Here is a 24,658-nt window from a genome sequence, read left to right as displayed (position 1 = left end):
GGTCGAGTCGTCGTCGCTGGTGGTGGTCGTCGTGGACGTCGTACTCGTCGTGGTCGTCGTAGACGTCGGCGTACTCGTCGTGGTCGTCGTAGACGTCGGCGTACTCGTCGTGGTCGTCGTAGACGTCGGCGTACTCGTCGTGGTCGTCGTAGACGTCGGCGTACTCGTCGTGGACGTCGTGGTCGTCGTACTCGTCGTGGACGTCGTAGACGTCGGCGTACTCGTCGTCGGGCCTCCGACGCACGCCGCGGTGTCGAGGACCGTGTTCGAGGGCGTGTGGACGACTGAGACGTCGTCCTCGGTGAGAGAGCCGATGCTCTCGTTCTGCCACGTCATCCCCGGAGCGAACGTCCCGGTCGCGGATCCGCCGCTCGCCCAGGTGCCCTTGGAGAATGCGACACGTTGCGTCTCGTCCGCTCCGCGAAGCACGACGACGAGGTCGTCACTGGCGAGTGGCTCGCCGCCACAGTGAGCGACGGTGACGGTGTCGCCGTGGACCGCGACGTCCACGGCTCCGACGGGGGCACCGGCAGCGCCGTCGTCGCCGTACGTTCGCTCCAGCATGGCGGCACCACCGACCGTCACCGCGGTGATGACGATGCCGGTCATGAGAATCGTCCCGACGACGCTACTGGCACCCTTGTTCATTCGTGACGCTCCGAGGTCGTCACTCGCCCTTCGCCCCACGCGCGCAAAAGGGTTCGGCGTCCGGACCGGCCGGTTTTTGTCGGCCGGCCGCGAACGGGTCCGTCGTGACGCGTCGTGACCTCCTCGTCCGGGCCGCCGGTGGGGCCGTCTGCTGGCTCGCGCTCGTCGCCGCGACGGCGGCGCTAGTCGTGGGTGGACTCCTCGGAACGTATCCGGGCCCGTACGACGGTGCGCTCCTCATCGCGGGCGCGCTCGCCGTCGCCGTCGTCGGCGGTGCGCTCCTCGTCGCGGGCGTACCGGCGCGGCTCGCGGACGGGACCGGAGGAGGGCGTTAGCCCGAGCCCTCTATCGGCGGGTTGACGAACACCGCCTCGCCGATGAGGCAGAGACACCCGAGACAGCCGACGGCGAGCGTCGGCATCGTCGCGTACGGCGCGGCGACGGTCGCCGCGAGGGCGGCGACGAGCAGGACGGTGATGGCACCGAGCACCGCGTCTGGGCGGCCGATACCGGCGGGGAGCGTGCGCTCGCTGGCGTCTGCCTGGGTCATCGAGGGGGAGAGAGGGGGTGTGGTCGGCCGAGCGTTACATGTAGCCCAGGTCGCGGAGGCGCTCCATGAGGTCCTCCTTGTCCTGGGCGCGGCCGGCGCGTTCGGTCGTGTTGTCGAGGTCCTGGAGCCACGCGGGGTCCTCAGCGGCCTTGTCCGTACTGACTTCGCTGCCGAGCGAGCGGAAGCCCTTGAAGTACTTCGGGCTGACCGGGATGTCCTCGTGGCTGATGCCCTCGGGGAGGTCGTCGTAGGCCTGCGGGACGTAGCCCTCGTCGGGGTAGCCCGCGACGGACTCGGGGACGACGTAGTGCCAGAAGGCGTCCCAGACGGCGGCCTCGTCGAACTGGAGGATCGGCTGGATGCGGTCGTGGGGCGGGTAGATGTCGGGGTCGTGACGCGGGCTGAAGAACGTCTCGTCGGCGCGGGCCTCCTGTTCGTCCCAGCGGATTCCCGAGAAGATGCCGTCAACGTCGTACTCCTCGAGGGCGTCGTTGAGCGCGACGGTCTTCAAGAGGTGGTTGCCGACGTAGGTGTCGAGCAGGAACGGGAAGGTGTCCTCCTCGTACTCGAGGATGTCCCGAACGTGGTGTTGGTTGTGCTCGGAGAGCTCGGAGATGTCGATGTCGTCACCGGGTTCGAGGTCGTTGGCCTCGACGTACTCCCCGACGTCCTCGTTGCGGGCGTAGATGAGCTCGAACTCCCACTCGTCGGCCCAGCGCTCGGCGAAGTCGAGCAGGTCCTCGAAGTGCTGGTAGTGGTCGATGAAGATGGCCGGCGGCATCTCGTAGCCGTACTCCTCGGCGACCTCCTTGACGAAGTAGAGGGTGAGCGTCGAGTCCTTCCCCCCGGTCCACATGATGGCGGGATTCTCGTACTCCTCGAGGCCGGTCTGGACGACCTCGACGGCTTTCTCGATCTTGTCCTCGAGGGCGGGATAGTCCTCGGGGTTCTCGCCCTCGCCGTCGGTGTAGTCGACGTCGAGGTAGTCGGGGAAGTCCGCTGACATCGTTGTACTCCCCTCGTATACCGTCCCACGTAAAGGCTTGCGTGTGCGGTCAGCGTTCACCGGTGGACCGCGAAGGCGGAGGATGTGGCCGGTACCTGTGTGGCCGGGCGGGGCACTCCGTGCCCTATACCGGCAGAAGCCTCCGGTACCAGCCGCAACACCGAAGGCAGTCGGTCGTGTCAATTAGCTATGGATTCGCGTCCGGTCGTCTACGTCGACGACGACCCAGCACTCGTGGACGTCGTCGACCGGCGCTTGCGCGCCCGTCTCGACCGGCCGGTGGAGACGACGAGGAGCGCCGCGGACGCCCTCGAACGCCTCGACGCCGAGCGCGTCGCCTGTCTCGTACTCGACTACCGCATCACGGGTGAGGAGCCGCTTTCCCTCCTGCGCGACGCGTGCGCCCGCCGTCCCGACGTGCCCGTCGTCTTCTTCACGAGCATCGGCGACCCGGAGACGATGGCCGCGGCGAGAGAGGCGGGTGCCGACGCGTTCGTCCGGAAGGGACCCGGCGGGGCGGACGCGCTCGCCGAGACGCTCGCGGACGTCCTCGACGAACCGCGCGACGGCTGATGGGGAAGTGCTAGGGACGCGGGAGGCGGAGTCGGACGTCGTTGCCGCCGAGGTCGCTCTCCCCGAAGGAGAGTTCGCCGCCGAAGCTCTCGACGGTCCACTTGACGAGCCAGAGACCGAGGCCACTCCCGTGGCGCGTCGGCGTGATCTCAGCCTCGCCGGTGACGACGTCGCGCTCGGCGGCCGGAATCGGCGGGCCGTCGTCCTCGACGTGGACCGTCGCCCATCCCTCCCCCTCGGCGACGACGCGGACGCGCACGTGTGGCGTCTCGCTCGGGTTGTGCCGGATCGCGTTGTCCACGAGGCTGTCGAGCGCGACGTCGAGGTGGCCGTTCGCCCGGACGGTCATCGACGTCGGGAGGTCCGTCTCGACGGCCGCCTCGGGCGACTCGCGTCGGTGGGCCTCGGCGACCCGGCGAATCGTCGGGACGCAGTCGACGGTCTTCGTCTCCTCGGCGGCGTTCAGGACGCGGTGAATCTCGCCGGCCTCCTCGGTCAGCTGTTGGAGGTCGTTCGCGGCCCGCTCGACCGTCGCGACGGCGTTCGTCCGCTCCGCGGACTGCTCGTCGAAGGCGTCGAGGAGCCGCGCCGTGTGCGCGACGATGACGTTCGCCTTGTTCCGCAGATTGTGCCGGAGCACGCGGTTCATCACCCGCGCGCGGCGCTCGTTCTGGACGAACTCGCTCAGGTCCGTGTAGATGGCGAAGCCGCCTTCGCCCGCTCGGTCGTCGGGGTACGGGATGCCCCGATAGAGGAACTCCCGGAGGCCGTCCACCGTCTCGCGCTTCACGCGTCGATAGTTCACCTCGCCCGCCGACGTCCGACTGTCGAGGGCGTGGGCCTCGTCGCGGAGCCAGACGGGGACGATCAGGTCGTTGAGGACCTCGCCGCGCGCGTCCGCGGTGTCGTACCCGAACGTCTCGGTGAACGCCCGATTGACGTCGACGACGACCGGAACTTCGTCGGCGAGCTCGAACTCGACGACCGCGTCCTGGATGTGCTCGATGAGGTGGCGATACCGGTCGTCGCCGCCCGGCCGACCGATTGGCGTGTTCCCATCCATATTTTATTTCACACGTGCAACATTCATCACAATATGTACGTCGATAGCGCACACTGATTCATAAGCGTGCTGTTCGTTTCACCGAGGGCTCGGGGACCACTGCAAGATTGATTTGTGCGGCTGCCGACAGTCCGTTCGACGCCGGCCTCGGCCGGCCCCTGCATCAAATGGCACCCGACGACACCACACAGCGCCGATCCCTACCGGGCGGCCGCGAGCACGACGCAGCGATGGCGGACCTCTCCGGCTTCCAGCGCGACCTGCTCTGGCGGCTCTACGAGCACCAACCGTGCAACGGGCTCGACGTCGAGACGCACATAGAGGAGTATTACGGGGAGACGGTCAACCACAGCCACGTCTACGCGAACCTCGACCGGCTCGTCGAGGCCGGGTTCATCGACAAGCGCGACGGCGACGGTCGCGCGAACGAGTACCGACTCACCGCGTTCGCGCGGACGACCCTCGACCGCCGGCGTGCGTGGCTGAACGACCGCTCCACGACGTAATTAAAATTCGTTTGTAGTTCTACAACGCGAGTTGCAAACCTTTATTCGCCCGTAGGGAGACACACGTAGTACCGCCGGAGACGGCCCGAGCACGCCGCGGGCGGCCGTCCCGCCGGACAGATACATCCCCGTTCGACCGACCAGACGCCCGGGTAGTGGCGACGCCGTCGAACGGTCAACCACATACGATGAGTCAGACACAGACACACGACGACCCACGAGACACCGTCCACGCCGTCCTCGAACGCGCACGGTCGCGCCTCGACGACGAGGGCGACGGGGACGTGGTGACGGACGAAACGTTCGCCGACCTCGTCGCCGAGGCCGACCACGCCCTCTACGACGGCGCGACGACCGAGGAGGTCTACGAGGCCGCCATCGACGCCCTGACCGCGCGCGTCGAGCGCGACCCCGCCTACAAGCGCGCCGCCGCCGAAGTCTTCCTCCAGAAGTACTTCCAGGAGGTCGCCGGCGAGGACCTCACCGGCTTCGAGCGCGACCGCGCGTACCGCGAGACGTTCCGCGAGAACGTCGCCGAGCTCGTCGAGCGCGACATCCTCGACGAGCGGATGCGCACGCGCTTCGACCTCGACCGCCTCGCCGACCACCTCGAACCCGAGCGCGACGGGAAGTTCGAGTACATGGCGCTCGACACCCTCTACCAGCGCTACTTCCTCAAGACCGCCGACGACGAGCGCATGGAGCTCCCCCAGGCCTTCTGGATGCGGGTCGCCATGGGTCTCGCCCTGGAGGAGGAGGAGCCGAACCGCCGCGCCGAGGAGTTCTACGACGTCCTCTCGAAACTCGAGTTCACGCCCTCCTCGCCGACGCTCTTCCACGCGGGCACGACGCACCCGCAGCTCTCCTCGTGCTACCTCACGACCGTCCCGGACGACCTGGAGGGTATCTTCGACGCGTACAAGGAGCACGCGAAGCTCTCGAAGTGGAGTGGGGGCCTCGGCAACGACTGGACGAACGTCCGGGCCGCGGGCGCGCGCATCTCCTCGACGGGCGTCGAGTCCACGGGCACCGTCCCCTTCCTCCGCATCTCGAACGACGTCACGGGCGCCATCAACCGCTCCGGGAAGCGCCGCGGCGCCGCCGCAGCCTACCTCGCGGCGTGGCACGCCGACTACCCGGACTTCCTCGACCTCAAGCGAAACACGGGCGACGAGCGCCGGCGCACCCCCGACATGAACACGGCGGCGTGGGTGCCCGACCTCTTCATGGAGCGCGTCCAGAACGACGAGGAGTGGACGCTCTTCTCACCTGATGAAGTGCCCGACCTCCACGAGACCTACGGCGAGGAGTTCTGCGAGCGCTACGAGGCGTACGAGGAACAGGCGCGCGAGGGCGACATCGACGAGTACGAGGTCGTCGACGCCGCGGACCTCTGGCGCAAGACGCTCACGCGGCTCTTCGAGACCGGCCACCCGTGGATCACGTTCAAGGACCCCTGTAACGTCCGCTCGCCGCAGGACCACGAGGGCGTCGTTCACTCCTCGAACCTCTGTACGGAGATCACGCTGAACACGAGTGAGGAGGAGACCGCCGTCTGCAACCTCGGGAGCGTCAACTACGAGACGCACGTCTCGGGCTCCGACCTCGACCGCGAGCGACTCGCCGACACCATCGAGACGGCGATGCGGATGCTCGACAACGTCGTCGACCTCTGCTTCTACCCGACGGAGAAGGCGGAACGCTCGAACATGCGTCATCGGCCCATCGGCCTCGGGACGATGGGCTTCCACGCCGCGCTGATGGAGTGCGACGTCCCGATGGGGAGCGACGAGGCAATCGAGAAAGCGAACCGCTGGCAGGAGTTCGTCTCCTATCACGCTATCCTGAACTCCGCGGAACTCGCCGGCGAGCGCGGCGCGTACGACTCCTACGAGGGCTCGAAGTGGTCTCGCGGGATACTCCCGCAGGACACCGTCGACCTGCTCGAGGAGGAGCGCGGCCGCGAGATTCCCACGGACCGCGAGGAGACGATGGACTGGTTCGTCGTCCGCGAAGCCATCGAGGAGCACGGGATGCGCAACTCGAACACGATGGCGATTGCGCCGACGGCGACCGTCTCGACCATCAACGGCACGTCGCCCTCCATCGAGCCGATCTACTCGAACCTCTACGTGAAGTCGAACATGAGCGGCGACTTCACCGTCATCAACGACCGGCTCGTCGACGACCTGAAGGAGCGCGACCTCTGGACGGAGGAGGTCCGTGACCGCATCAAGTACCACGACGGCTCGATACAGGAGATCGACGCGATACCCGACGAACTGAAGGAGCACTATCGCGGCGCGTTCGAGATCGACCCGCGCCACCAGCTCGACCTCACCGCCCACCGGGGGACGTGGATAGACCAGTCCGTCTCGCACAACGTCTTCTTCCCGAGCACGGACGGGAGCCTGCTCGACGACGTCTACACCCGCGCGTGGGAGATGGGCGTGAAGACGACGTACTACCTGCGGACGCTCGGCGCGAGCCAGATCGAGAAGTCCACGCTCGACATGGCCGAGTACGGGAAGACCCAACACCGCGACGACGCGGACGCGGAGACCGCGACGGACGGCGGGGAGCGCACCGACGACACCGAACTCTGCGCCGTCGAGGACCCGACCTGCGACGCCTGTCAGTAACACGAACTACACCGCTATGCCTGTCCTGAACCACGACGACGAGCACGACCCGAACAAGATACTGCCCATCGACTACGACTGGGCGCGCGAGTACTACGAGGCCGGCGTGAACAACAACTGGGTGCCCGAGGAGATTCCGATGCAGGACGACGTCGCCCAGTGGCAGGGCGACGCGCTCTCCGAGGCCGAGCGCCGACTCGTCGAGTGGAACCTCGGGTTCTTCTCGACCGCCGAATCCCTCACGGCGAACAACATCGTCCTCGCCATCTACGACTACGTCACGGCGCCCGAGTGTCGCCAGTACCTCCTCCGGCAGGCCTACGAGGAGGCCATCCACACGGACACCTTCATCTACTGCTGCGACAGCCTCGGCTTCGAGCCCGACTACCTCTACGGGATGTACGACCGCATCCCCGCCATCGAGGCGAAAGACGAGTTCGTCGTCGACCTGACGCGCGCCGTCGACGACCCCGACTTCACGCTGGAGACCGAGGACGACGTCCGCGAACTCCTGCGCGACCTCGTCGGCTTCTACGTCGTCATGGAGGGCGTCTTCTTCTACGCCGGGTTCGCGATGATGCTCGGGCTAAAGAGGCAAAACAAGATGGTCGGCGTCGGCCAGCAGTTCGAGTACATCATGCGCGACGAGTCCCTCCACGTCGGCTTCGGCGTCGACCTCGTCAACCAGATTCGCGAGGAGAACCCCGGCGTCTGGACGGCCGACTTCGAGGCGGAGGTCCGCGAGATGATCACGGACGCCGTCGACCTCGAACAGGTCTACGCCCGCGAGGCCTGTCCCGAGGAGGTCTTCGGGATGAGCCCCGAGCAGTTCGCGGAGTACGTCGAGTACGTCGCGGACCGCCGCTTCGGCCAGCTCGACATGGCCGAGGAGTACGGGACGCAAAACCCCTTCCCGTGGATGAGCGAACAGGTCGACCTGAACAAGGAGAAGAACTTCTTCGAGACGCAGGTGACGGAGTACCAGTCCGGCGGGAGCCTCGACTGGTAACGCGCACACCTCGCACACCCCGCGCACACCTCGCCCGCGCCCGCTTTCGGCCCGCCCACGCGTTGCTTCACTCCCCGCCCGAGCGCCCCGTCAGGCCGGGACGGTGGCGTCGAAGGCCTGTCTCGTCTGCAGGACGCTCGCATAGTCCGCGCGGGTGACGACGCCGACGCGCTCCTCGCCGTCGACGACGAAGGCCGCGCTCGCGTTCGATTCGTTCAGTTCCGCGAGCGCCTCGAAGGCGTCCGCGTCGTGCGCGACGGAGGGGAGGTCACGGACCATCACTTCCTCGACGCGGTAGGCGTCGCGCTCGACCTCGCGGACCCCGCGAAGCGCGTCGAGGGTGACGACGCCGACGACGCGGCCGTTCTCGGTGACGGCGTACTCGGTGCGCCGGTCCGCGAGCACGCGGTCCGCGAACGCCTGCACGCTCGCCTTGGCGTCGATAGTCGGGGTGTCCGCGAGCACGTCGCGGACCGTCAACCCCTCGAGGAGGTCGTCGATGAGGACGGTGCGGGACTCGCCCGTCGCGGCGCTGTAGACGAACCACGCGAGCAGGAGGAACAGCGGCGCGAAGTTGAGGACGCCGAAGATGGCGAAGGCGACGGCGAACCCGACGCCGATTCGCGCGGCGGTGCGCGTGGCGACGCCGTACGGCCGCGAGCGCGCGAGGTACGCGCGGAGGACGCGCCCGCCGTCCATCGGAAACGCGGGCAGGAGGTTGAACCCCGCGAGGAGGGCGTTGCTAATGGCCAGCCAGCCGACGACGAACCCGACCACGGGGAGCGACGGCGGGACGACGTAGAGGCCGGCGTAGCAGAGCGCGGCGACGAGCAGGCTCGTGACCGGGCCGGCGATGGCGATACCGAACTCCTGTTCGGGGTCGCGCGGAATCGTCGAGAGGCTGGCGAGCCCGCCGAGGAGCCAGAGGGTTATCGATTCGGTCTCGACGCCGTAGCGCGCGCCGGCGTACGCGTGCCCGAGTTCGTGGAGCGCGACGCCGACGAAGAGGCCGACGGCGGCGAGCACGCCGACGAGCCACGGGTTCGCGCCGGCGTGGAGCGTCGCCACGTCGTACGCGCGGGGCGCGATGGCGTTGACGACGCCCGCGTACGTGTCGATCTGCACCTCGCTCCCGAGGAGCCACGCGAGGAGCGGGAGGAAGAGGACGAGCGAGAGGTCGATGCGGATGGGGATGCCCCACACCCGCCCGACGGTGAACTTGCGCATCGGATGGGGGATGGCGCGGCGGGTAGTAATAGCCACCGCCCGCACCGGAACGCCGCGCTCGCGGTCGTGTTCGGCGGCAGAGGTGTACGGCCTCGGTGGTCAGTCCTCCGGGTCGCCAGCGTCGCCCGCGGCCGTCGCGCCGTCGCCGTCGAGCAGGTCGTGTTCGGCGGCGTACGCCCGGATGCGCTCGTCGTCGAGGTGGGAGAGGAGGCGGTCGTGGGCGCGCTCGCGGAGGTCGTCGACCGCCGCGGGGTCCCGGCGCGTCTCGAAGGCGGCGTCGATGTAGGACGCGCGGAGCGCCGCGATGTCGTCGTCGCCCGCGCGTGCGTCGGGGACGTGGTCGTCGAACCACTCGCGCCAGCGCTCGCGCTCCGCCCACTCGCCCGAGAACTCGCTCGCGGAGCGCAGCCAATCGTAGTGTTCGGCGAGGTCGTCCGGGTAGCCGCGCGCGAGCCGAACGTCCTTGATCAGCCGACGTGCGACGTGCGCGCCCTGCCCGGCCGCGACGACGGCCTGTGCGTTGCGCTGGCCCGCGGGCGCGACGACGTAGAGGCCCGCGACGTCGGTGCGGCCGTCCGCGTCGGGGTAGTCGCCGTCGAAGTGCTCGTGGCTCTCGCCGTCGTGCTCGTGGGACTCGTAGGCGTCGTCGCCGACGACCGGCCGGAGGTAGTCGCCGTCGTACCACGACGCCGCGACGACGTGGCGCGCGCGGACCGTGCGGCCATCCGCAGTGGTGACGACGAAGTGCGCGCCGCTCTCGTTCCCGTGCTCGTCGTCCGCGCCGGCGTCGCCCGTGGGACCGTCCGCGCTGCCTGTCGCCGGCGCGTCGCCGTCCGCGTGTTCGACGGCCTCGACGGTGTCCGCGACGAGGTCCGCGCCTGCGGTTTCGAGGTGGTCGTGGAGAAGCCCTCGATAGGTCTCGATGTCGATACCGGCGGGGAAACCGGGGTAGTTTTCGAGGAACGCCGAGCGCGGGAGCGCGGCGACGCCGCGGTCGAAGACGAGTGTATCGAGGCCATAGCGGGCGGTGAATATCGCGGTACTCGCGCCGCTCGGGCCGCCGCCGACCACGACGACGTCGCGCTCCGTCCGTTCGCTCATTCGTCGAACGCGCCGGTGACGATGTCGGCGACGCGCTGGCGGTCGAAGAGTCGTTCGTCCGCGTCGAACACGTCGGGGTAGAGGCCCTTCGCGGCCTCCTCGAGGTGGAAGAGGTGGATGATGGGGCCCTGGTAGGTGTGTCCGCCGTAGAAGACGCGGCCCTCCTGGACGGCCGTGAGTTCGCTCGCCACCTCGTGTTGCTCCATGTGCGCGACGACGTTCTCCTCGAAGTACTCGTCCGTGATCTCGCCCTGGATGCGGACGGCGATGGCGTCGGGGTCGATGTCGAGGAGCGCCTCGTAGTCGAGCGTCGCGCCGCCCGCCTGCGCGTCCGTGACGTCGTGTTGCGCGAGCGCGTCGCCGACGCCGAGGTCCCGCCACTGCGCGGACTGCGTGCCGTCGCCGATGAGGTAGGGGTAGAAGGACTCGGGCGGGATGCCGGCCGGGTAGAGGAGCGCGATGTCGGGCGTCTCCGCGGGGAGGCGACTGGTCACGTCCGCGACGACCGTCTCGCGGTAGGCGCTGAGCGCCTCGTAGCGCGCGCGCTCGTCGAAGAGTTCGGCCATCTTCTCGAAGGCCTCGTCGAGCGAGTAGTACCGGTAGTCGTGCCAGTCGTAGACCTGCGTGAATCCCGTGTTCCCGAAGAAGGGCGCGACGTTCTCCCGAATCTCCTCGACGTCGCCCTCGTTCCACTGGAGGCGGTTGACCATGAAGTTCGGGTCGACGACGTGGACGTCGGCGTCGAGCGAGTAGAATATCTCCTTGCCCGTCCCGTCCTGATAGAGCTGCGTGAGGTCCGCGGTGTCGAGGGAGACGCCGGGGAGTTCGTCGTAGTAATAGGCGGCGTAGCGCGCGCGGATGCCGATGGCTTCGAGGCCCTCGGCCTGCCCGAGCGCGACGCCCATGTCCGCGTAGTCGGCGGTGTAGGGGAACCACGTCTCGGGCACCGACTCGAAGGTGACGTCGCCGACGGGAGCCATCGAGACGGTGTGCGCATCGTCGTCGGCGTCGCCCGACTCGGTCGTCTCCGTCGTGGTGGTCGCGTCTCCCGTGCTCGTCGTCGAGTCCCCACCGGAGCCGCCACAGCCGGCGAGCAGGCCGCTGCCGACGACCGCGCCGGTCCCGAGGAGGTAGTCGCGTCGCGTCCGCGTTCGTTCGACCATATGTTTTAGGCTACCCTAAAACAATAAATCTCCACCGGTTCGCGTCGGCGGCGTCAGTCGTCGTACACGTCGTCGAGGAAGTCGCGGAGGGCGTCGGTCACGACGGCCGGGCGTTCGAGGTTCGAGAGGTGGCCCGCCGCCGGCACGCGCACGAGGTCGGCGTCTGGGAGGCCGTCGGCCGTCGCCTCGGCGCGCTCGATGTCGAAGACGTCCTCCTCGCCGTGGACGACGAGCGCGGGGACGTCGATCTCGTCGAGTCGGTCCGCGACGCCGGGTTTGTCGTACCACGATTCGTACTCGTTGGCGACCGCGTCGCCGGGGTAGGTCTCCCACCGCTCGGCCCACGTCTCTAAGAGTTCGGGGCGTTCCTCGTGCGTGGTCTCGCTCGTCACGCGCTCGGCGACCTGTCGGGCGAGCGTCCCCGGGACGAGGTCGCTCTCGCGGAGGTCCGCGACGATGCGCTCGTAGGTGTCGCGTTCGGCCTCGGTCGTCGGGCCCGCGGGGGCGTCGATCAGGACGAGGCCGTCGACGCGGTCCGGGTAGTCGAGCGCGACCCGCAGGGCCGTGAAGCCGCCGACGCTCATGCCGACGAGGACGCAGGAGTCGATGCCCTTGCCGTTCAGGAGTTCGACGCAGTCCGCCGCGAGGTCGTCGAGGTCGTAGTCGCCGACGTAGGCGTCCGTCCGCGCGCGCGAGTCGTAGGCGACGCAGCGGTAGTCGGGGGTCAGTTCGGCGACCTGCGGGTCGAACATCGTCCGGTCCATGAACGTCCCGTGCGCGAAGACGACGGGGGAGCCCGAGCCGCGGTCGTCGGCGAGGACGTCGGCGCGGCGTCGGAACAGCTCCGGGTGTGCGGGCATACGTTCGGACGAAGGCGTGGGGGGTACACGAAAGTGGTGGGTAGCGTTGGGCCGAACGAAGTGAGGGCCAACGAAACAGCGAGCGGGAGCGACCCCCCGGAGCGACACGCGAGCAGCGTTGGGCTGAACGAAGTGAGGCCCAACGGAACGGCGAGCGGCGGAGCCGCGAGCAGCGTCGGGTCGAACGGAGTGAGAGCCGACGAAATGGCGAGCGGGGAGGGACGACACGCGAGCAGCGTTGGGCCGAACGAAGTGAGAGCCAACGGAACGGCGAGCGGCGAAGCCGCGAGCAGCGTGGTGCGACGCGCCACGGAGAAGACGCCTCAGTCGCGCTCGCGTTCCTGGGTGGTCTTCTCGGTGGCGCGGAAGGTGTCGGGTTCGTCGACGAGGCCCCACGCGGCCCCGATGGAGTGGACGGCGACGACGAGCGGGTAGAGGGGGACGGCGAGCCAGTGGTGGTAGCCGATGTCGTCGTAGTAGCGCCAGCCGCGGACGAACCAGACGAGCGCGTAGGCGAACAGCCCCCACGAGAGGACGTGGTAGAGGTGGACGCCGGGCATCGTGCCGGGGAGGTAGCCGACGACGAGGAGGAGGAAGGGCGCGACGGGCGAGAACGCCCACGTGACGTTCCGGAAGGCGTAGAGCGCCCAGTAGCGCCGGGGGAGGACGGGTTCGTCGCGGAGGCCGCCGGAGAGCCACCGGCGGCGTTGTTCGACGAGTTCGCGGATGGACGGGGGTGCCTGGTTCCGGAAGCGGTCGGTGGTGACGACGTACTCGGCGTCGTGTTCGAGCACGGCGCGCCAGACGAAGACGGTGTCCTCGATGAGCGTCGGGTAATCCCACGTCACGAGGTCCTCGAGGTCGGCGCGGACGGCGATGCCGCCGCCCCACGCGTAGAGCGGGACGTCGGGGAGGCCGAAGCCCTGCTGTTCGGCCTGGTAGCCGATACGGACGAGTTCGCACCAGAAGGCGAGCGTGGAGCCGGTGTACTCGGGCCACTCGCGGAACTGGACGATGTCGGCGTCGGGGAACCCCGCGAAGGGCCGGACGTGGGAATCCTCGTCGAGGAAGAGGACGAACTCGCGTTCGCACGGGACGTTCCGGCGCGCCCACTCCAGCGCGCGGCCCTTATCGGAGGCGCGGCTCTCGAAGTCGTCGGGGACGACGTGGACGGTCGCGCCCTCGACGTCGATGGGTTCCTCGGCGATGACGTGTCTGTCGCCGGGGGCGACGTCCGCGGGGAGCGCGTCGACGGTCTTCTGGACGACCGCCTCGGCGTCGACGGTGAGGATGCGGAGTTGGCACTCCGTGGGGGCGTACGCGACCTCGGGGGACTCGTAGTCGCGCCACGAGGTGAGGACCTCGTACGTCCAGAACAGGGTAGCGAAGGCGTAGACACCGAGGAAGGCCCAGAGGGAGGCGTACGCGACCGGCCGGAGGACGGTGTCGACGAACGGGTGGAGGTCGCCATGGAGGACGACGACGGTGGCGACGGCGAGCGCGAGCGCGAACGCGCCGGCGATGAGCCTGTCCGGGGCGAACGGTGACGCGCGCATCTACGACCTGCGAGGGGCGGCGGCGGTATTAAGCGTGCGGTCGCGTCGAAGACGGTGCGGGGACGGTTCGGGAGAGGCGCGCGGCGGGCGGGACGCGTCGGCGGGGCAACGCGGGAGGCGGGCGACGACGCACCACCGGTGCTCACGCCGTCGGGTCCGGGGGGTCGGGGAGATCGGGGCCGACGGCGCGGAGCGCGGTGGCGACGAGGACGAGCGTGCTCAGGACGCCGACCCAGAGGACGAGGTGAACGAAGGCGAGCGGGAGGACGTCGGCGGTGACGGCGAGCGGAACGCCGGCGGTGAAGGCGAGCGCCTGGACGAGGAGGAGCGCGGAAATCGCGGCGACCGCGGCGTCGAGGAGTCGCCCCGGGGTCGGACGGGGGGGCCAGGCTCGCGCGGCGAAACAGCCGACGAAGCAGGCGGCGGCGAGGGCGACACCGACGCCGACGCCGACGCGCGGCCAGCGACCGAAGAGGTCGGGGACGAGCGTCGTGGCGACGAAGTAGAGCGCGAACAGCCCGACGACGGCGGCGGAGACGGCGGCCGCGGCGCGGCCGGGCGAGAGGTCACGACCGGTCATACGTCGGGGTTCGGCGGCGGGGCGGTTAGGCCGTTCGGTGCGGTGGTGTCGCGCTCGTCACAGTGGTGTACGTTCGGTGCGGCGTCACTCCTGGGCTTCGAGGAGTTCCTTGTAGCGCGACCGGATGGTGACGCGCGCGACGTTCGCCACCTCGCTCACGTCGGCCTGCGTGACCGAGTGGTTCGTGAGGCGGGCGGCGGCGTAGACGGCCGCGCCGGCCATCGTAGTCGGGCTCTTGCCGCTGTGGACGTTCGCCTCGATGGCGTCGTCGAGGAGTTCGCGGGCGCGTCGGGCGGTCTCGCCGGGGAGGTCGAGGTCGCTCGCGTAGCGCTCGACGTACTCGCGGGGGTCGGTGGGCGGGACTTCGAGGCCGAGTTCGCGACACACCTGCCGGTAGGCGCGCTGGACGCGGAGGCGGTCGACGCGGGAGACGGTCGCCACCTCGTCGAGCGAGCGCGGGACGCCGGCCTGCCGAGCCGCGGCGTAGACGCTCGCGGTGGCGACGGCCTCGATGGAGCGCCCGCGGAGGAGGTCCTCGTCGAGCGCGCGCCGGTAGACGACGCCCGCCGTCTCGCCGACGGTCTCGGGAAGGCCGAGCGCCGAGGTCATTCGCTCGACCTCGCCGAGCGCCTGCTTGAGGTTGCGCTCCTGGTCGTCGCGGGCGCGGAAGCGCTCGTCCCACTTGCGCAGGCGGGCGAGCTGGCGGCGCTTGCGCCCGGAGAGACGCTTGCCGTAGGCGTCCTTGTCCTGCCAGCCGATGACGGAGCTCAGCCCCTTGTCGTGCATCAGGTTCGTGGTGGGAGCGCCGACGCGCGAGCGGTTCTCGCCGTCGCCGTCCTCGAACGAGCGCCACTCGGGCCCGCGGTCGACGACGTCCTCGTCGACGATGAGCCCGCACTCACGACACGACACCTCGCCGCGGGTGTCGTCGTGTTCGAGCGCGGCACCGCACTCCGGGCAGGCGTCCTCGCGCTCGACGGTCGTCTCGTTCGTTTCGCGTTCTCGGCCGACGGCCGTGGTCGTTGCTTGCATCGTTAGGTCACCCAACGCTTGCGTGTCTACGGAGACGCACCCCTGTCACATAGTATCGCGACCCGGTTCCCACGACGTGGGAATCGGGGGAGTGGGACGTGGTCACGTGTCCAGTTCCGGCGGGCGTGGACCCGAGCGGAACGACTATGTATCGCAGCGGAGAACCCGTGATTGCGATGTCCACGTGTGACCGCTGCGGTGGCTCGCCACGACAGCTCTGGAAACACACCGATACCGGGTTCGACGGGTTCGTCTGTTCGGACTGTCACCCGACGGTCGACGACGGAATCGCGTTCGGTTCCTGAGGCGGCGCTCGCCCCTCGCTTCCTCCGAGACGACACCCACAAGAGCGACCGTTCCCGAGTGCGCGTGAACGGAACCATGAGCGACCTCGACTTCGACCCGCTGTCCTACGAGGAACTCCCGCCGGAGCGGCGCCCGTCGCTCGCGCAGGCGCTCGTCCCCGTCGTCGGGATGCTCGGCTTCCTCGGCATCGGACGACTCGTCTTCGGCCTCGACCCGCAGTTCCCCCTGCTCCTCGGCGTCGCGTTCACCGCGCTCTGCGCGCGCCGGTGGTTCGACCTCGGGTGGCGGGACCTCTACGACGGCGCGGCCGACAGCATCACGATGGGCTTACAGGCGGTACTCATCCTCTTCGTCGTCTACGCGCTGATTTCGACGTGGATCACCGCCGGCACCATCCCCGCGATCATGTACTACGGTCTCGGCGTCCTCACGCCGAAGGTCTTCCTCCCCGCGGCGTGCGCCCTCGCGGCCGTCGTCTCGTTCTCCATCGGCTCCTCGTGGACGACCGCCGGCACGCTCGGCGTCGCCTTTATCGGCATCGGTCACGGTCTCGGCATCCCCGCGCCGATGACCGCAGGCGCGATCCTCTCCGGGGCGTACGCGGGCGACAAGCAGAGTCCCCTCAGCGACACGACGAACCTCGCGGCGGCGGCGACGGAGACCGACCTCTTCGAGCACGTCGACGCGATGCGCGTCGGCACGGGAATCGCGTTCCTCGTCGCGCTCGTCGGCTACGCCGCCCTCGGGCTCCACGCGGGCGGCGACATCCCCGTCGGTCAGGTCGACGCCATCCGCGGCGCGCTCGTCGGGAGCTACGACGTCGGCGTCGTCGTCCTCCTCCCGCTCGTCCTCACGTTCGCGCTCGCGCTCTACGGGGTCCCGGCGCTCCCCTCGCTCGGGACCGGGGTCTTCGCGGGAATCGCCACGACGGTCGTCTTCCAGGAGGGGCCGGTCGTCACGACCGCCCCGCTCGCCTTCCACAGCGGGCCGGTCACCCACGCGTTCACGGTCGCGCAGTCCGGGACGAGCCCGAGTACGTCCTCCGACCTCGTGAACAGCCTCCTCTCCTCGTCGGGGCTCACGGGCGCGTCGTGGGTCGTCACCATCGTCCTCGCGGCGCTCGCGCTCGGCGGGATGCTCACGCGTTCGGGCGTCCTCGCCGCCGTCGCGCACGCCATTGCGAAGCGCGCGCGCTCGGTCGGGTCACTCACCGCAACCACCGCGGTCACCGCGTTCTCGATGAACGTCCTCGCCGCCGACCAGTACATCAGCATCGTCGTCCCCGGGATGACCTATCGCGGCCTCTACGACGACTTCGGCCTCGACTCCGCGAACCTCTCGCGCGCCGTCGAGGCCGCCGGCACCACGACGAGCGCGTTCGTCCCGTGGAACTCCGGTGGCGTCTACATGGCGGGCGTCCTCGGGGTCGTCCCGCTCGGCGTCAGCGTGGGGAGCGGCGGGCTCCTCGACCTCCAGTTCCTCGGGTACGCCCCCTACTACTTCTTCGGCTTCCTCAGCCCCGCCATCCTCCTCGTCATGGGGTTCACGGGGTGGCGCATCCGCACGAAGGAAGGCGTCGAGACGCCCGAACCCGGCGCGGGCGAGAGCTGAGGCACCACGTTTCTTGACCGTCCGGGTGCGGGATTCACCCGCGATGGTCCGAACGCCCTCCAGGCGGTCCCTCCTCCACGCGACCGGCGGCGCGCTCGCGGCAGCCCTCGCGGGCTGTAGCGCGCGCGAACGCGACCACGGCGCGGAGCGCGGCCGCCTCCTCGACGACGTCCCGCACGCCACGCTACGCACGACCGGCGCGCGCCCGCCACTCGTCGGGCCGACCGACGACGACGGCGACCTCTCGCTCGGCACGGTCGGGAGCGACGCTGACGCCGCAAAACTGTCGTACGCGACCGACGCGCTCGGCGCGAGCGAGGTCGCCGCCGCCCGCCGCCTCGTCGCCGAGACGGCGTTCGAGCGCGAGTCGATCCTCGTCTCGCAGACCGGGATCGACGCGTGCTACCGCCGCCGGCTGCAGTACGTCGCGCTCGACGCGGACGGCGACCCGGACGTCCAGTTCTGCCGGGTCGTCCGCGACGCGCACACGCCCTGCGAGCGCGACGAGCGCCACCACGCGGCGGTGCTCGTCCGGCTCCCGCTCGCCGCCGACGAGTACGGCAGTCACACGGTAGGGTACGGCGGGCGGTGCGGTCCCGTCCCGGAGCGCTACCGTAACGAGAGTGAGTCGGCGTGAGCGGCGGCGACGAGCGGCGAGCCGACGGCCACGAGCGGCGCGCCGGGTCGGCGGATGACCCGCACGGGCGGTCCTCGCGCCGCGGCGTTCTCGCCGCGACCGGAGCGGCGCTCACCGCGTCGCTCGCGGGGTGTGGCGGGCTCCTCGGTGGCGACGAGGCGCCGCCCGACTACGACGCGGACGCGCTCGCGGCGACGCTCGATCCCCTGCCGGACGCGCCCGTCGGCGTCCCCGTGCAGCCCTCGCGCGAGCACGTCGCGGACGCCCGCGAGCGCGTCCGAACGCTCCGCGCCGGCGACGTCTCACGCGTGCCGAACGCGGTCGTCCGCGACCGTCTCGCCGAGAAGAGCGAGAGCGCCCGCGAAGCGCTCGCCGAGCAGTCGTCGAATCGTCTCGACGCCGTCTCCGGGCTCGCCTACCCGCGCGGGGAGGCGATGTTCGTCCACGCGGGACTCGCGGCGTTCGACGGCGAACTGACCGCCGCGGACGTCGCCGCGCGCCGCGAGCGCGTCACGGCGGCGCTGGCGGCCTTCGAGTCGGAGCGCCGGTACGTCGGCGGCGACGACCCCGTGGCCGCGCTCGTCGAACACGTCGAGATCGGGTCGTGGCGGGCCGACGCGGCCAGCGTCCTCTCCTCGACCGAACCGGACGCCCTCGACCCCCGGAACGACGTCCTCCGCGTCGGCACGCGGGCGAAGGACGTCGAGTGGGGACGGGCGGCGCTCGCGGACGCCCGACGGCTCGCGGCGCACTACCGTGGGACGCTGGCCGAGCCCGTCGACCACAGGGGGCGGTTCGCCGCCGCGGCCGCCGCGCTCGCCGGCGCGCTCCCGGCCGACGTGACGGACCGACCCGACCTCAACGACGTCGGGGCGGGGATGGACCGCGAGATCGCGGGGACGGCGGCCGCGACCCTCCTGCGCGACCTCCGCCGGTCGCGGTGGCGGCACGCGACCGACGTCGCCGACGAGCGGGACGCGGGCCGGTATCCGCTGGCCGTGACGGCCGCGATGCACGCGCTCGTCGAAGAAGCCGCCCTCGCGGACGCGCGGGCCGCGATCCGTGACGGCGCGTACGCGAGGCCCGAAACCGTCGACGCCATCGCGGCCGAGCGCGACGCGGCCGTCGGCGCGCTCCGCGAACTCCGCCAGACGGGCCCCGAGCCGCTCGCGTCGCGGATCGCGGCGAGCGTGCACGCCCGACTCCGCTGGACCGACCGCGACGTTCGGGACGCGCGAGACGGCGTGAGCGACGGGTACCTCGCGGACGACGTGTACGCCGACTACGGGTACGCGCGCCGCGTCGCGGCCGCCGCGCCGCCGGTCCTCGAACGCGTCGCGGACGCCGTGCGCGGCGGCTCGTGAGCCGATAGTCGAGGGAGTGACGACGGACCGAACGGGCGCGGTGGGGGCGGAGTGACGCCGCCCCGCCGACGCCGGACGCCGTGGTACGGAATAATCGTTCGTTATGGATTCGGGCGCGATGGAACTTAATAGGCATTCTATATCAGGGAAAGATACCTCCCCGTCAGACGCATACGCCGAGCTATGGGAGAGGATGACACGGGCTCGGTAGTGCTCGTGGCGGAGGACGACCCGGAGTTGCGGACGCTGTACGCGGCGCGGTTGGAGAGCCGGTACACCGTCCGGACGGCAGGGAGCGGCGCGGAGGCGCTCGACGTCGCGGACCCCGCCGTCGGCATCGTCGTGCTCGACCGTCGGCTCCCCGACGGTGACGGGCTCGACTACCTCGACGACCTCGACGCGCGGACCGACGGGGCGTTCGTCGCCGCGGTCACGGGCGTCGACCCCGAACTGGAGGTGGCGACGGTCGACGTGGACGACTACCTCGTCAAGCCGGTCGACGGGGACCGACTCGTGGAGACGGTGGACGCCCTCGACGAGCGGCGGCACTACGAGTGCGACGTCGCGCGCTACTACGCGCTCGCGTCCCGGCGCGCCGCCCTGGAGGCGGCTCACGACCCCGAGTCGCTGCGCGACGACGAGCGGTACGTCTCACTGGTCGAGGAGCTCGACTCGCTACGCACGAGCATCACGGTTCCAACCGCCATCGTCGAGGACCCGGCGCGCTCGGCGGCGCTCTACCGCGACATCGCGGCTCCCGAGTGAGCGGAACGGCGGACACGGTGGGGTCGGGCGCGCTCGGGACGTCGGGGCCGCCGGCACCACGACGAGCGCGCGGCCCACGCGTCAGCCGTCGGTCGACGGCCCCTCAATCGCGGCGTCCTCGACGTCGACGCGCTCGCGGGTGAGGTCGCCGCCGCGCCACCCCCCGCGGCGGTACCACGCGTAGGCGACGAGCGCGCCGAGGACGTTCGAGACGGCGAAGGAGAGCCAGATACCCGTCTCGCCGACCCATCCGGAGGCGACCCACGCGATGGGGAAGCGGACGAGGCCGAGCATCACCACGGAGAGCGCCGCGGCGGTCAGCGTCTCGCCGGCGCCGCGGAAGCTCCCGGTGTAGGCGCGCATCACGCCCATGAAGCCGAAGGTCAACGCGACGTAGCGGACGAAGGTCGCGGCGGCGTCGACGACCGCGGGGTCGGTCGTGAAGACGCCGACGATGGGGACGGCGAAGACCCACGCGACGACCCCGACGCCCGTGAGGACGAAGAAGAGGGTCTTGGCGGCGAGGCCGGCGGCCCGCTCGGCGCGGTCGGGTTCGCCCGCACCGATGTTCTGCCCCGTCATCGTCTCGACGCCGCGCGCGACGGCGATGGCGGGCAGGAAGACGACGGAGAAGACCCGCGTCCCGATGCCGTAGCCGGCGACGACGGTGTCCGGGAAGAACGCGACGATGAGCAGGAGGAGGTTCATCGAGAGCGCGCGCCCCGTTCCCTCGACGGACGCCGGGATGCCGATGCGGGCGAGCCGTCGGAGGTAGGTGAGGTCGGGGGCCATGTCGCGGAGGGAGATACGGACGCCGCGGGTCCCGCGGAACATGACGGCGAGGCCGACGGCGAAGGCGAGTGCGCGCGAGAAGACGGTGGCGATGGCCGCGCCCTCGATGCCGAGGGCGGGGAACGGCCCCCAGCCGAAGATGAGGAACGGGTCGATGACGATGTTGAGGACGACGGAGCCGAACATGACGAGCATCGGCGTCACGGTGTCGCCGTAGCCGCGCATGAGGGAGACGAAGACGGCGAAGCCGAACATCGAGAAGAGACCGAGCGAGATTATCTCCATGTAGCCGGTCGCCATCGGGAGGACGTCTGCGGAGGCACCCATGACCGCAAGGAACTCGTCGACGAAGAGGTAGCCGCCGGCCCCGAGGAGGAGCGAGGCGAGGACGGCGAACGTGACCGTCTGCGAGGCGGCGTACTCGGCTTCGGCCTCCGCGCCCGCGCCGGTGTACTGGGCGACGAGGACGCTCCCGGCGACCGAGAGCCCCAACCCGAGGGCGATGAGGAGGAAGACCATCGGGAACGCGAAGCTGATAGCCGCGAGCGCGTCGGTGCTGTACTGGCCGAGCCAGAAGGTGTCGGCGAGGTTGTACGCCGTCTGGAAGAGGTTCGTGATGACGATGGGGAGCGAGAGGAAGAACAGCGGGCGGGCGATTCCGCCGCTCGTCAGGTCGAACTCCTCGGGCCCCTTGAACAGCCGCTCGATTCGGTCGCGGACGCCCATCAGCGCCCCGCCCCCCGCGTCGCGGACGCGCCGGAACCCGGACCGCGAACGCGCCGCCGCACGCGCTTCGCGCGCGCCGCGTCCCCGCGGTTCCGCGTCGGTCGCCCCCCGATACCGTGCTCGTCTCGCATTACCGTCTTTACTGACTAATCAGTCAAAGGTCTTCCGTGAGGGGCGACGGCACGGGGTGGGGGGGCGGCGGGCGACGAGGAGCGAAGCGCCGACGCGAAGTGGGCGACCGCGGACCCCGCTCATTTTTCTTCGGACGGCGTCTCTGTACGCTCGAATGCCGCCGAACCGCCCCAATCGGTCGCTCGCGGACGACGTCGCGTGGTGTTACGAGGCCGTACACGGTGTATCGCGTACGTTCAGCCTGACGATTCAGGAACTCGACGAGCCGATGGCGCGCGAAATCTGCGTCGGCTACCTCCTCTGTCGCGTCGCCGACACGGTCGAGGACGCGACCCACGTCCCTCCGGCGGCGCAGGCGGAACTCCTCGAACTGTACAGCAGGGCGCTCGACCCCGACGACGACGCGGAGGTGGAGGCGTTCCGCGAGGACGTCGACGAGTGGGTGCCCGACGACCCCGACGCGGACTGGACGGTCGTGGCGAACGCGCCCCGGGTCGTCGGCGTCTTCTGCGACCTCGAACGGGAGTCGCGCGAGACGATTCGCCCGGCGGTCCGCGAACTCACGGAGGGGATGGCGATGTTCGTCGAGCGGTACGCGGACGCGGGCGGTCTGCGTATCGGGACGCTCGACGAACTGGAGGAGTACTGCTGGTACGCGGCGGGGACGGTCGGCGAGCTCGTCACGGGGCTCGTCTCGCGCGGCGCGACACGGGCGACGCGCGCGCCGCTGGAGGAGAACGCGACGGCGTTCGCGATGCTCCTCCAGTTGGTCAACGTGGCGAAGGACGCCGCGCGCGACTTCGAGGAGGAGAACAACGTCTACCTCCCCACGGAGCTCCTCGACGCGCACGGCGTCACCCCGGCGGCGCTCGCCGACCCCGAGCGGAGCGCCGCGGTCGCGCCCGTGATAGCGCGCGTCGCCGAGCACGCGGAGGGCTACCTCGACGGCGCGAAGACGTGGCTCGACGCGATGCCGGAGACGCGCGGGAACACCATCGCGGCGTGGGCGATTCCCTACCTGCTCGCGGTCGGGACGCTGCGCGAGCTCAAGGCGCGCCCCGCCGACGTCGTCACCGAGGGGAACGTGAAGATCACGCACGCCGAGGTCGCGGCCGTCTGCGCGCAGTTCGCCGGCGACGCCAGCCCGTCGCTCGGCGAGTTGCGGGCGCGAATCGAACGCCGGCCGCTCCACGAGTACGAGAACTGAGCAGCGACGGCGGCGGCGAGAAGGGACGATGGGGGAAAACCGGGTAAGCGTCTCGGTGCCTCAGAGGTCGGCTTGGCGGAGGATGCGGCGGCCGGACTGTTCGAGACGGTCGAGGTGGTTCTGCGCGGTCGCGTTGTGGACGAGGCCGTTGCGCTTGACGACGGTCCCGTCGACGAGCACGGTGTCGACGTTCTCGATGCCGGCCTGGAAGACGACGGTCTCGACGGGGTTGTGCACCGGGGCGGTGTTGAGGTCCTCGCCGTCGATGATGGTGATGTCGGCGCGCTTGCCGGGCGTCAGCGAGCCGATGCGGTCGGCGAGGCCGAGCGCACGCGCGCCCTCGATGGTCGCGTACTCCAGCGCGCGGTGCGCCGTCGGCGTGACGTCCTGAATCTGCTCGCCGCGCTCGACGGCGGGCTGGTTGCGCAGGCCGCGCTCGACCTGCACGGCCGTGCGGAGCTGCGTGAAGAGGTCGTCGCTGACGTTCGAGACGATGTCGACGCCGACGGAGGGCGTTGCACCGGCGTCGACGGCGTCACCGATGGCGGGCATCCCCATCCCCATCTGGAGTTCGACCTCCGCGGTGGTCGAGATGGAGCCGCCGGAGGCACCCATGAGGCGGAACTCCTCGTCGGTGAGGCGGTTCGCGTGGACGTAGTTGAGGTCGTTCCCGAGGAGGTCGAGGTCGTCGAGCTTCGCCACGCCGCCCGGACCGAGCGACCCGATGTGCATGGACACCGGGATTCCGAGTTCGCGCGCGAGTTCGATGTCGTGGCGCGTGACCTCGTCCGTGGAGTAGTCGGGACCGCGCGCACCCATGGCGAGCGTGAGCAGGCCGTCGTCGCTCGGGAAGCGCTCGCGGGCGAGCCGCCGGATGTCGTCGGGGTGCGGGACGGAGCTGTTCTCCCACCACTTCGCGCTGTCGTCGCCGGGCGGGCCGTGCGTGAACAGCGCGCGGACGCCGGCGTCCTGCAGGCCGTCGATGGCGCGGTCGGTGTGGTCGGGCGTGTTGGCGATGTGGAACCAGTCGAGGATCGTCGTCGTCCCGGCGTTGAGTTGCTGGACCGCGCCGAAGAGGTTGCCGAGGTAGGCGTCCTCCGGGCGGTAGTGGCTGCTGATGTTACCCAACATCTTCTCCAGGTACTCCATGAACGTCCAGTTGCCCGCGACGCCGCGGACGCCGGACTCCCACGTGTGGAGGTGGGCGTTGACGAACCCGGGGACGACGATGGCGTCACTCGCGTCGATGACGTCCGCGCCGGGCGCGGAGATGTTCGGCTCGATGCGCCGAATCTCCCCGCCGCGCACGAGGACGTCCGCGGTGTCGTAGACGCCGTGGTCGGGGTCGACCGTGACGACCGTCCCCCCCTTGATGAGCGTCGCGCCGCCGGCGTTCGCGGTGCCGGGGGCGTCCGCTTCCTGTCCCGCGGCGGCCCCCGTCGCGAAGGAGAGCGACGCGAGGCCCGCCGCGCCAGCCTTCAGGTAGCTTCGCCGCGATACGCCAGCTTTCGATGCGTCGGTGTCGTCTGCCATGGACGGTTTCTGCTTGCGGGGGGAGGGAGATATGGCCTCGTTCGGTATGTTCCAACCGCGGGCGGACGG

General features: G+C 70.1%; 24 protein-coding genes and 1 pseudogene. 12 read left to right on the top strand and 13 right to left on the bottom strand.

Annotated elements, in window-relative coordinates; genetic code table 11:
• Positions 1–22: 22 nt before the first annotated feature.
• Positions 23–472 (top strand): hypothetical protein, encoded by a 450-nt coding sequence (locus IEX84_RS05490; RefSeq protein WP_188870648.1) that lies wholly within the window; start codon positions 23–25, stop codon positions 470–472.
• Here IEX84_RS05490 and IEX84_RS14880 read toward each other — a convergent pair.
• Positions 472–609: pseudogene (locus tag IEX84_RS14880) on the bottom strand (hypothetical protein); the annotation flags it as partial. The gene IEX84_RS05490 and the pseudogene IEX84_RS14880 sit on opposite strands and share 1 nt — an antisense overlap.
• A 143-nt stretch (positions 610–752) precedes the next feature.
• Between IEX84_RS14880 and IEX84_RS05485 the strand changes: the two are divergent.
• Positions 753–983: a hypothetical protein gene (locus tag IEX84_RS05485; protein ID WP_188870646.1), complete on the top strand. Its 231-nt coding sequence runs from the start codon at positions 753–755 to the stop codon at positions 981–983.
• Here IEX84_RS05485 and IEX84_RS05480 read toward each other — a convergent pair.
• Together IEX84_RS05480 and IEX84_RS05475 are read right to left on the bottom strand one after the other, a co-directional pair.
• A complete protein-coding gene (locus tag IEX84_RS05480) occupies positions 980–1,198 on the bottom strand; it encodes a hypothetical protein (RefSeq protein ID WP_188870644.1) in 219 nt (72 codons plus the stop codon). The genes IEX84_RS05485 and IEX84_RS05480 overlap by 4 nt on opposite strands.
• Before the next feature lie 34 nt (positions 1,199–1,232).
• On the bottom strand, positions 1,233–2,204 hold the full coding sequence (locus tag IEX84_RS05475) for a phosphoadenosine phosphosulfate reductase family protein (RefSeq protein WP_188870642.1): 972 nt from the start codon (positions 2,202–2,204) through the stop codon (positions 1,233–1,235).
• A gap of 189 nt (positions 2,205–2,393) precedes the next feature.
• Between IEX84_RS05475 and IEX84_RS05470 the strand changes: the two genes are divergently transcribed.
• Entirely contained in the window at positions 2,394–2,777 is a 384-nt protein-coding gene (locus IEX84_RS05470) for a response regulator (RefSeq protein ID WP_188870640.1), read from the top strand.
• 10 nt (positions 2,778–2,787) lie between these two features.
• On the opposite strand, the gene IEX84_RS05465 is transcribed toward IEX84_RS05470, so the two are convergent.
• Complete coding sequence (locus IEX84_RS05465; protein WP_188870638.1) at positions 2,788–3,840, bottom strand: PAS domain-containing sensor histidine kinase; 1,053 nt, start codon at positions 3,838–3,840, stop codon at positions 2,788–2,790.
• Positions 3,841–4,007: 167 nt separating this feature from the next.
• On the opposite strand from IEX84_RS05465, the gene IEX84_RS05460 reads away from it, so the two are divergent.
• The 3 genes from IEX84_RS05460 (at position 4,008) to IEX84_RS05450 (ending at position 7,997) form a co-directional block, all read left to right on the top strand.
• Positions 4,008–4,346, top strand: a complete 339-nt coding sequence (locus IEX84_RS05460) for a PadR family transcriptional regulator (protein ID WP_209590335.1) — start codon at positions 4,008–4,010, stop codon at positions 4,344–4,346.
• A 188-nt stretch (positions 4,347–4,534) separates the two neighbouring features.
• Entirely contained in the window at positions 4,535–6,988 is a 2,454-nt protein-coding gene (locus IEX84_RS05455) for a ribonucleoside-diphosphate reductase subunit alpha (protein ID WP_188870636.1), read from the top strand.
• Positions 6,989–7,004: 16 nt separating this feature from the next.
• On the top strand, positions 7,005–7,997 hold the full coding sequence (locus IEX84_RS05450; RefSeq protein ID WP_188870634.1) for a ribonucleotide-diphosphate reductase subunit beta: 993 nt from the start codon (positions 7,005–7,007) through the stop codon (positions 7,995–7,997).
• A gap of 90 nt (positions 7,998–8,087) precedes the next feature.
• On the opposite strand, the gene IEX84_RS05445 is transcribed toward IEX84_RS05450, so the two are convergent.
• From IEX84_RS05445 to IEX84_RS05415, 7 genes are all read right to left on the bottom strand, one after another.
• Positions 8,088–9,224, bottom strand: coding sequence for a site-2 protease family protein (locus IEX84_RS05445; protein WP_188870632.1), 1,137 nt, complete (start codon positions 9,222–9,224; stop codon positions 8,088–8,090).
• Positions 9,225–9,323: 99 nt separating this feature from the next.
• Entirely contained in the window at positions 9,324–10,325 is a 1,002-nt protein-coding gene (locus tag IEX84_RS05440) for an FAD-dependent monooxygenase (RefSeq protein ID WP_188870630.1), read from the bottom strand.
• The gene (locus IEX84_RS05435; RefSeq protein WP_188870628.1) at positions 10,322–11,488 is read right to left on the bottom strand and encodes an ABC transporter substrate-binding protein; all 1,167 of its coding nucleotides are present in this window, start codon (positions 11,486–11,488) and stop codon (positions 10,322–10,324) included. The genes IEX84_RS05440 and IEX84_RS05435 overlap by 4 nt, the downstream gene beginning before the upstream one ends.
• A gap of 53 nt (positions 11,489–11,541) precedes the next feature.
• Positions 11,542–12,348: an alpha/beta fold hydrolase gene (locus IEX84_RS05430; protein ID WP_188870626.1), complete on the bottom strand. Its 807-nt coding sequence runs from the start codon at positions 12,346–12,348 to the stop codon at positions 11,542–11,544.
• A gap of 323 nt (positions 12,349–12,671) precedes the next feature.
• Positions 12,672–13,904 carry a glycosyltransferase gene (locus IEX84_RS05425; RefSeq protein ID WP_188870624.1) on the bottom strand — a complete coding sequence of 411 codons (1,233 nt, stop codon included), beginning with the start codon at positions 13,902–13,904 and terminating at the stop codon, positions 12,672–12,674.
• A 142-nt stretch (positions 13,905–14,046) separates the two neighbouring features.
• Positions 14,047–14,484 (bottom strand): hypothetical protein, encoded by a 438-nt coding sequence (locus tag IEX84_RS05420; RefSeq protein ID WP_188870621.1) that lies wholly within the window; start codon positions 14,482–14,484, stop codon positions 14,047–14,049.
• Between the two features lie 84 nt (positions 14,485–14,568).
• A complete protein-coding gene (locus IEX84_RS05415) occupies positions 14,569–15,516 on the bottom strand; it encodes a transcription initiation factor IIB (protein WP_188870619.1) in 948 nt (315 codons plus the stop codon).
• Positions 15,517–15,692: 176 nt separating this feature from the next.
• Here IEX84_RS05415 and IEX84_RS14695 point away from each other — a divergent pair, with 176 nt between their 5' ends.
• From IEX84_RS14695 to IEX84_RS05395, 5 genes are all read left to right on the top strand, one after another.
• Entirely contained in the window at positions 15,693–15,821 is a 129-nt protein-coding gene (locus tag IEX84_RS14695; RefSeq protein ID WP_268237632.1) for a hypothetical protein, read from the top strand.
• A gap of 76 nt (positions 15,822–15,897) precedes the next feature.
• Positions 15,898–17,433, top strand: a complete 1,536-nt coding sequence (gene arcD / locus IEX84_RS05410; protein ID WP_188870617.1) for an arginine/ornithine antiporter ArcD — start codon at positions 15,898–15,900, stop codon at positions 17,431–17,433.
• Positions 17,434–17,476: 43 nt separating this feature from the next.
• A complete protein-coding gene (locus IEX84_RS05405) occupies positions 17,477–18,070 on the top strand; it encodes a hypothetical protein (protein WP_188870615.1) in 594 nt (197 codons plus the stop codon).
• Complete coding sequence (locus IEX84_RS05400) at positions 18,067–19,434, top strand: hypothetical protein (RefSeq protein WP_188870613.1); 1,368 nt, start codon at positions 18,067–18,069, stop codon at positions 19,432–19,434. The genes IEX84_RS05405 and IEX84_RS05400 overlap by 4 nt, the downstream gene beginning before the upstream one ends.
• 183 nt (positions 19,435–19,617) lie before the next feature.
• A complete protein-coding gene (locus tag IEX84_RS05395) occupies positions 19,618–20,199 on the top strand; it encodes a response regulator (protein ID WP_188870611.1) in 582 nt (193 codons plus the stop codon).
• Between the two features lie 81 nt (positions 20,200–20,280).
• Here the strand turns inward: IEX84_RS05395 and IEX84_RS05390 are convergent, their stop codons facing one another.
• Positions 20,281–21,717 carry an MATE family efflux transporter gene (locus IEX84_RS05390; protein WP_188870609.1) on the bottom strand — a complete coding sequence of 479 codons (1,437 nt, stop codon included), beginning with the start codon at positions 21,715–21,717 and terminating at the stop codon, positions 20,281–20,283.
• A gap of 286 nt (positions 21,718–22,003) precedes the next feature.
• Between IEX84_RS05390 and IEX84_RS05385 the strand changes: the two genes are divergently transcribed.
• Complete coding sequence (locus IEX84_RS05385; RefSeq protein WP_188870607.1) at positions 22,004–23,056, top strand: phytoene/squalene synthase family protein; 1,053 nt, start codon at positions 22,004–22,006, stop codon at positions 23,054–23,056.
• Between the two features lie 60 nt (positions 23,057–23,116).
• Here IEX84_RS05385 and IEX84_RS05380 read toward each other — a convergent pair whose 3' ends face one another.
• Positions 23,117–24,589, bottom strand: coding sequence for an amidohydrolase family protein (locus tag IEX84_RS05380; protein ID WP_188870605.1), 1,473 nt, complete (start codon positions 24,587–24,589; stop codon positions 23,117–23,119).
• Between the last annotated feature and the right edge of the window lie 69 nt (positions 24,590–24,658).

This window comes from Halarchaeum rubridurum (assembly GCF_014647115.1).
In the GTDB taxonomy this organism is placed as follows: Archaea; Halobacteriota; Halobacteria; order Halobacteriales; family Halobacteriaceae; genus Halarchaeum; species Halarchaeum rubridurum.
This window is presented reverse-complemented; position numbering and strand designations above follow the sequence as displayed.

Coding starts and splice junctions, on each gene's coding strand:
- IEX84_RS05480 (WP_188870644.1), bottom strand. CDS start 1,198: ATGACCCAGGCAGACGCCAGCGAGCGCACGCTCCCCGCCGGTATCGGC.
- IEX84_RS05475 (WP_188870642.1), bottom strand. CDS start 2,204: ATGTCAGCGGACTTCCCCGACTACCTCGACGTCGACTACACCGACGGC.
- IEX84_RS05470 (WP_188870640.1), top strand. CDS start 2,394: ATGGATTCGCGTCCGGTCGTCTACGTCGACGACGACCCAGCACTCGTG.
- IEX84_RS05465 (WP_188870638.1), bottom strand. CDS start 3,840: ATGGATGGGAACACGCCAATCGGTCGGCCGGGCGGCGACGACCGGTAT.
- IEX84_RS05460 (WP_209590335.1), top strand. CDS start 4,008: ATGGCACCCGACGACACCACACAGCGCCGATCCCTACCGGGCGGCCGC.
- IEX84_RS05455 (WP_188870636.1), top strand. CDS start 4,535: ATGAGTCAGACACAGACACACGACGACCCACGAGACACCGTCCACGCC.
- IEX84_RS05450 (WP_188870634.1), top strand. CDS start 7,005: ATGCCTGTCCTGAACCACGACGACGAGCACGACCCGAACAAGATACTG.
- IEX84_RS05445 (WP_188870632.1), bottom strand. CDS start 9,224: ATGCGCAAGTTCACCGTCGGGCGGGTGTGGGGCATCCCCATCCGCATC.
- IEX84_RS05440 (WP_188870630.1), bottom strand. CDS start 10,325: ATGAGCGAACGGACGGAGCGCGACGTCGTCGTGGTCGGCGGCGGCCCG.
- IEX84_RS05435 (WP_188870628.1), bottom strand. CDS start 11,488: ATGGTCGAACGAACGCGGACGCGACGCGACTACCTCCTCGGGACCGGC.
- IEX84_RS05430 (WP_188870626.1), bottom strand. CDS start 12,348: ATGCCCGCACACCCGGAGCTGTTCCGACGCCGCGCCGACGTCCTCGCC.
- IEX84_RS05425 (WP_188870624.1), bottom strand. CDS start 13,904: ATGCGCGCGTCACCGTTCGCCCCGGACAGGCTCATCGCCGGCGCGTTC.
- IEX84_RS05420 (WP_188870621.1), bottom strand. CDS start 14,484: ATGACCGGTCGTGACCTCTCGCCCGGCCGCGCCGCGGCCGCCGTCTCC.
- IEX84_RS05415 (WP_188870619.1), bottom strand. CDS start 15,516: ATGCAAGCAACGACCACGGCCGTCGGCCGAGAACGCGAAACGAACGAG.
- IEX84_RS14695 (WP_268237632.1), top strand. CDS start 15,693: ATGTCCACGTGTGACCGCTGCGGTGGCTCGCCACGACAGCTCTGGAAA.
- arcD (WP_188870617.1), top strand. CDS start 15,898: ATGAGCGACCTCGACTTCGACCCGCTGTCCTACGAGGAACTCCCGCCG.
- IEX84_RS05405 (WP_188870615.1), top strand. CDS start 17,477: ATGGTCCGAACGCCCTCCAGGCGGTCCCTCCTCCACGCGACCGGCGGC.
- IEX84_RS05395 (WP_188870611.1), top strand. CDS start 19,618: ATGGGAGAGGATGACACGGGCTCGGTAGTGCTCGTGGCGGAGGACGAC.
- IEX84_RS05390 (WP_188870609.1), bottom strand. CDS start 21,717: ATGGGCGTCCGCGACCGAATCGAGCGGCTGTTCAAGGGGCCCGAGGAG.
- IEX84_RS05385 (WP_188870607.1), top strand. CDS start 22,004: ATGCCGCCGAACCGCCCCAATCGGTCGCTCGCGGACGACGTCGCGTGG.
- IEX84_RS05380 (WP_188870605.1), bottom strand. CDS start 24,589: ATGGCAGACGACACCGACGCATCGAAAGCTGGCGTATCGCGGCGAAGC.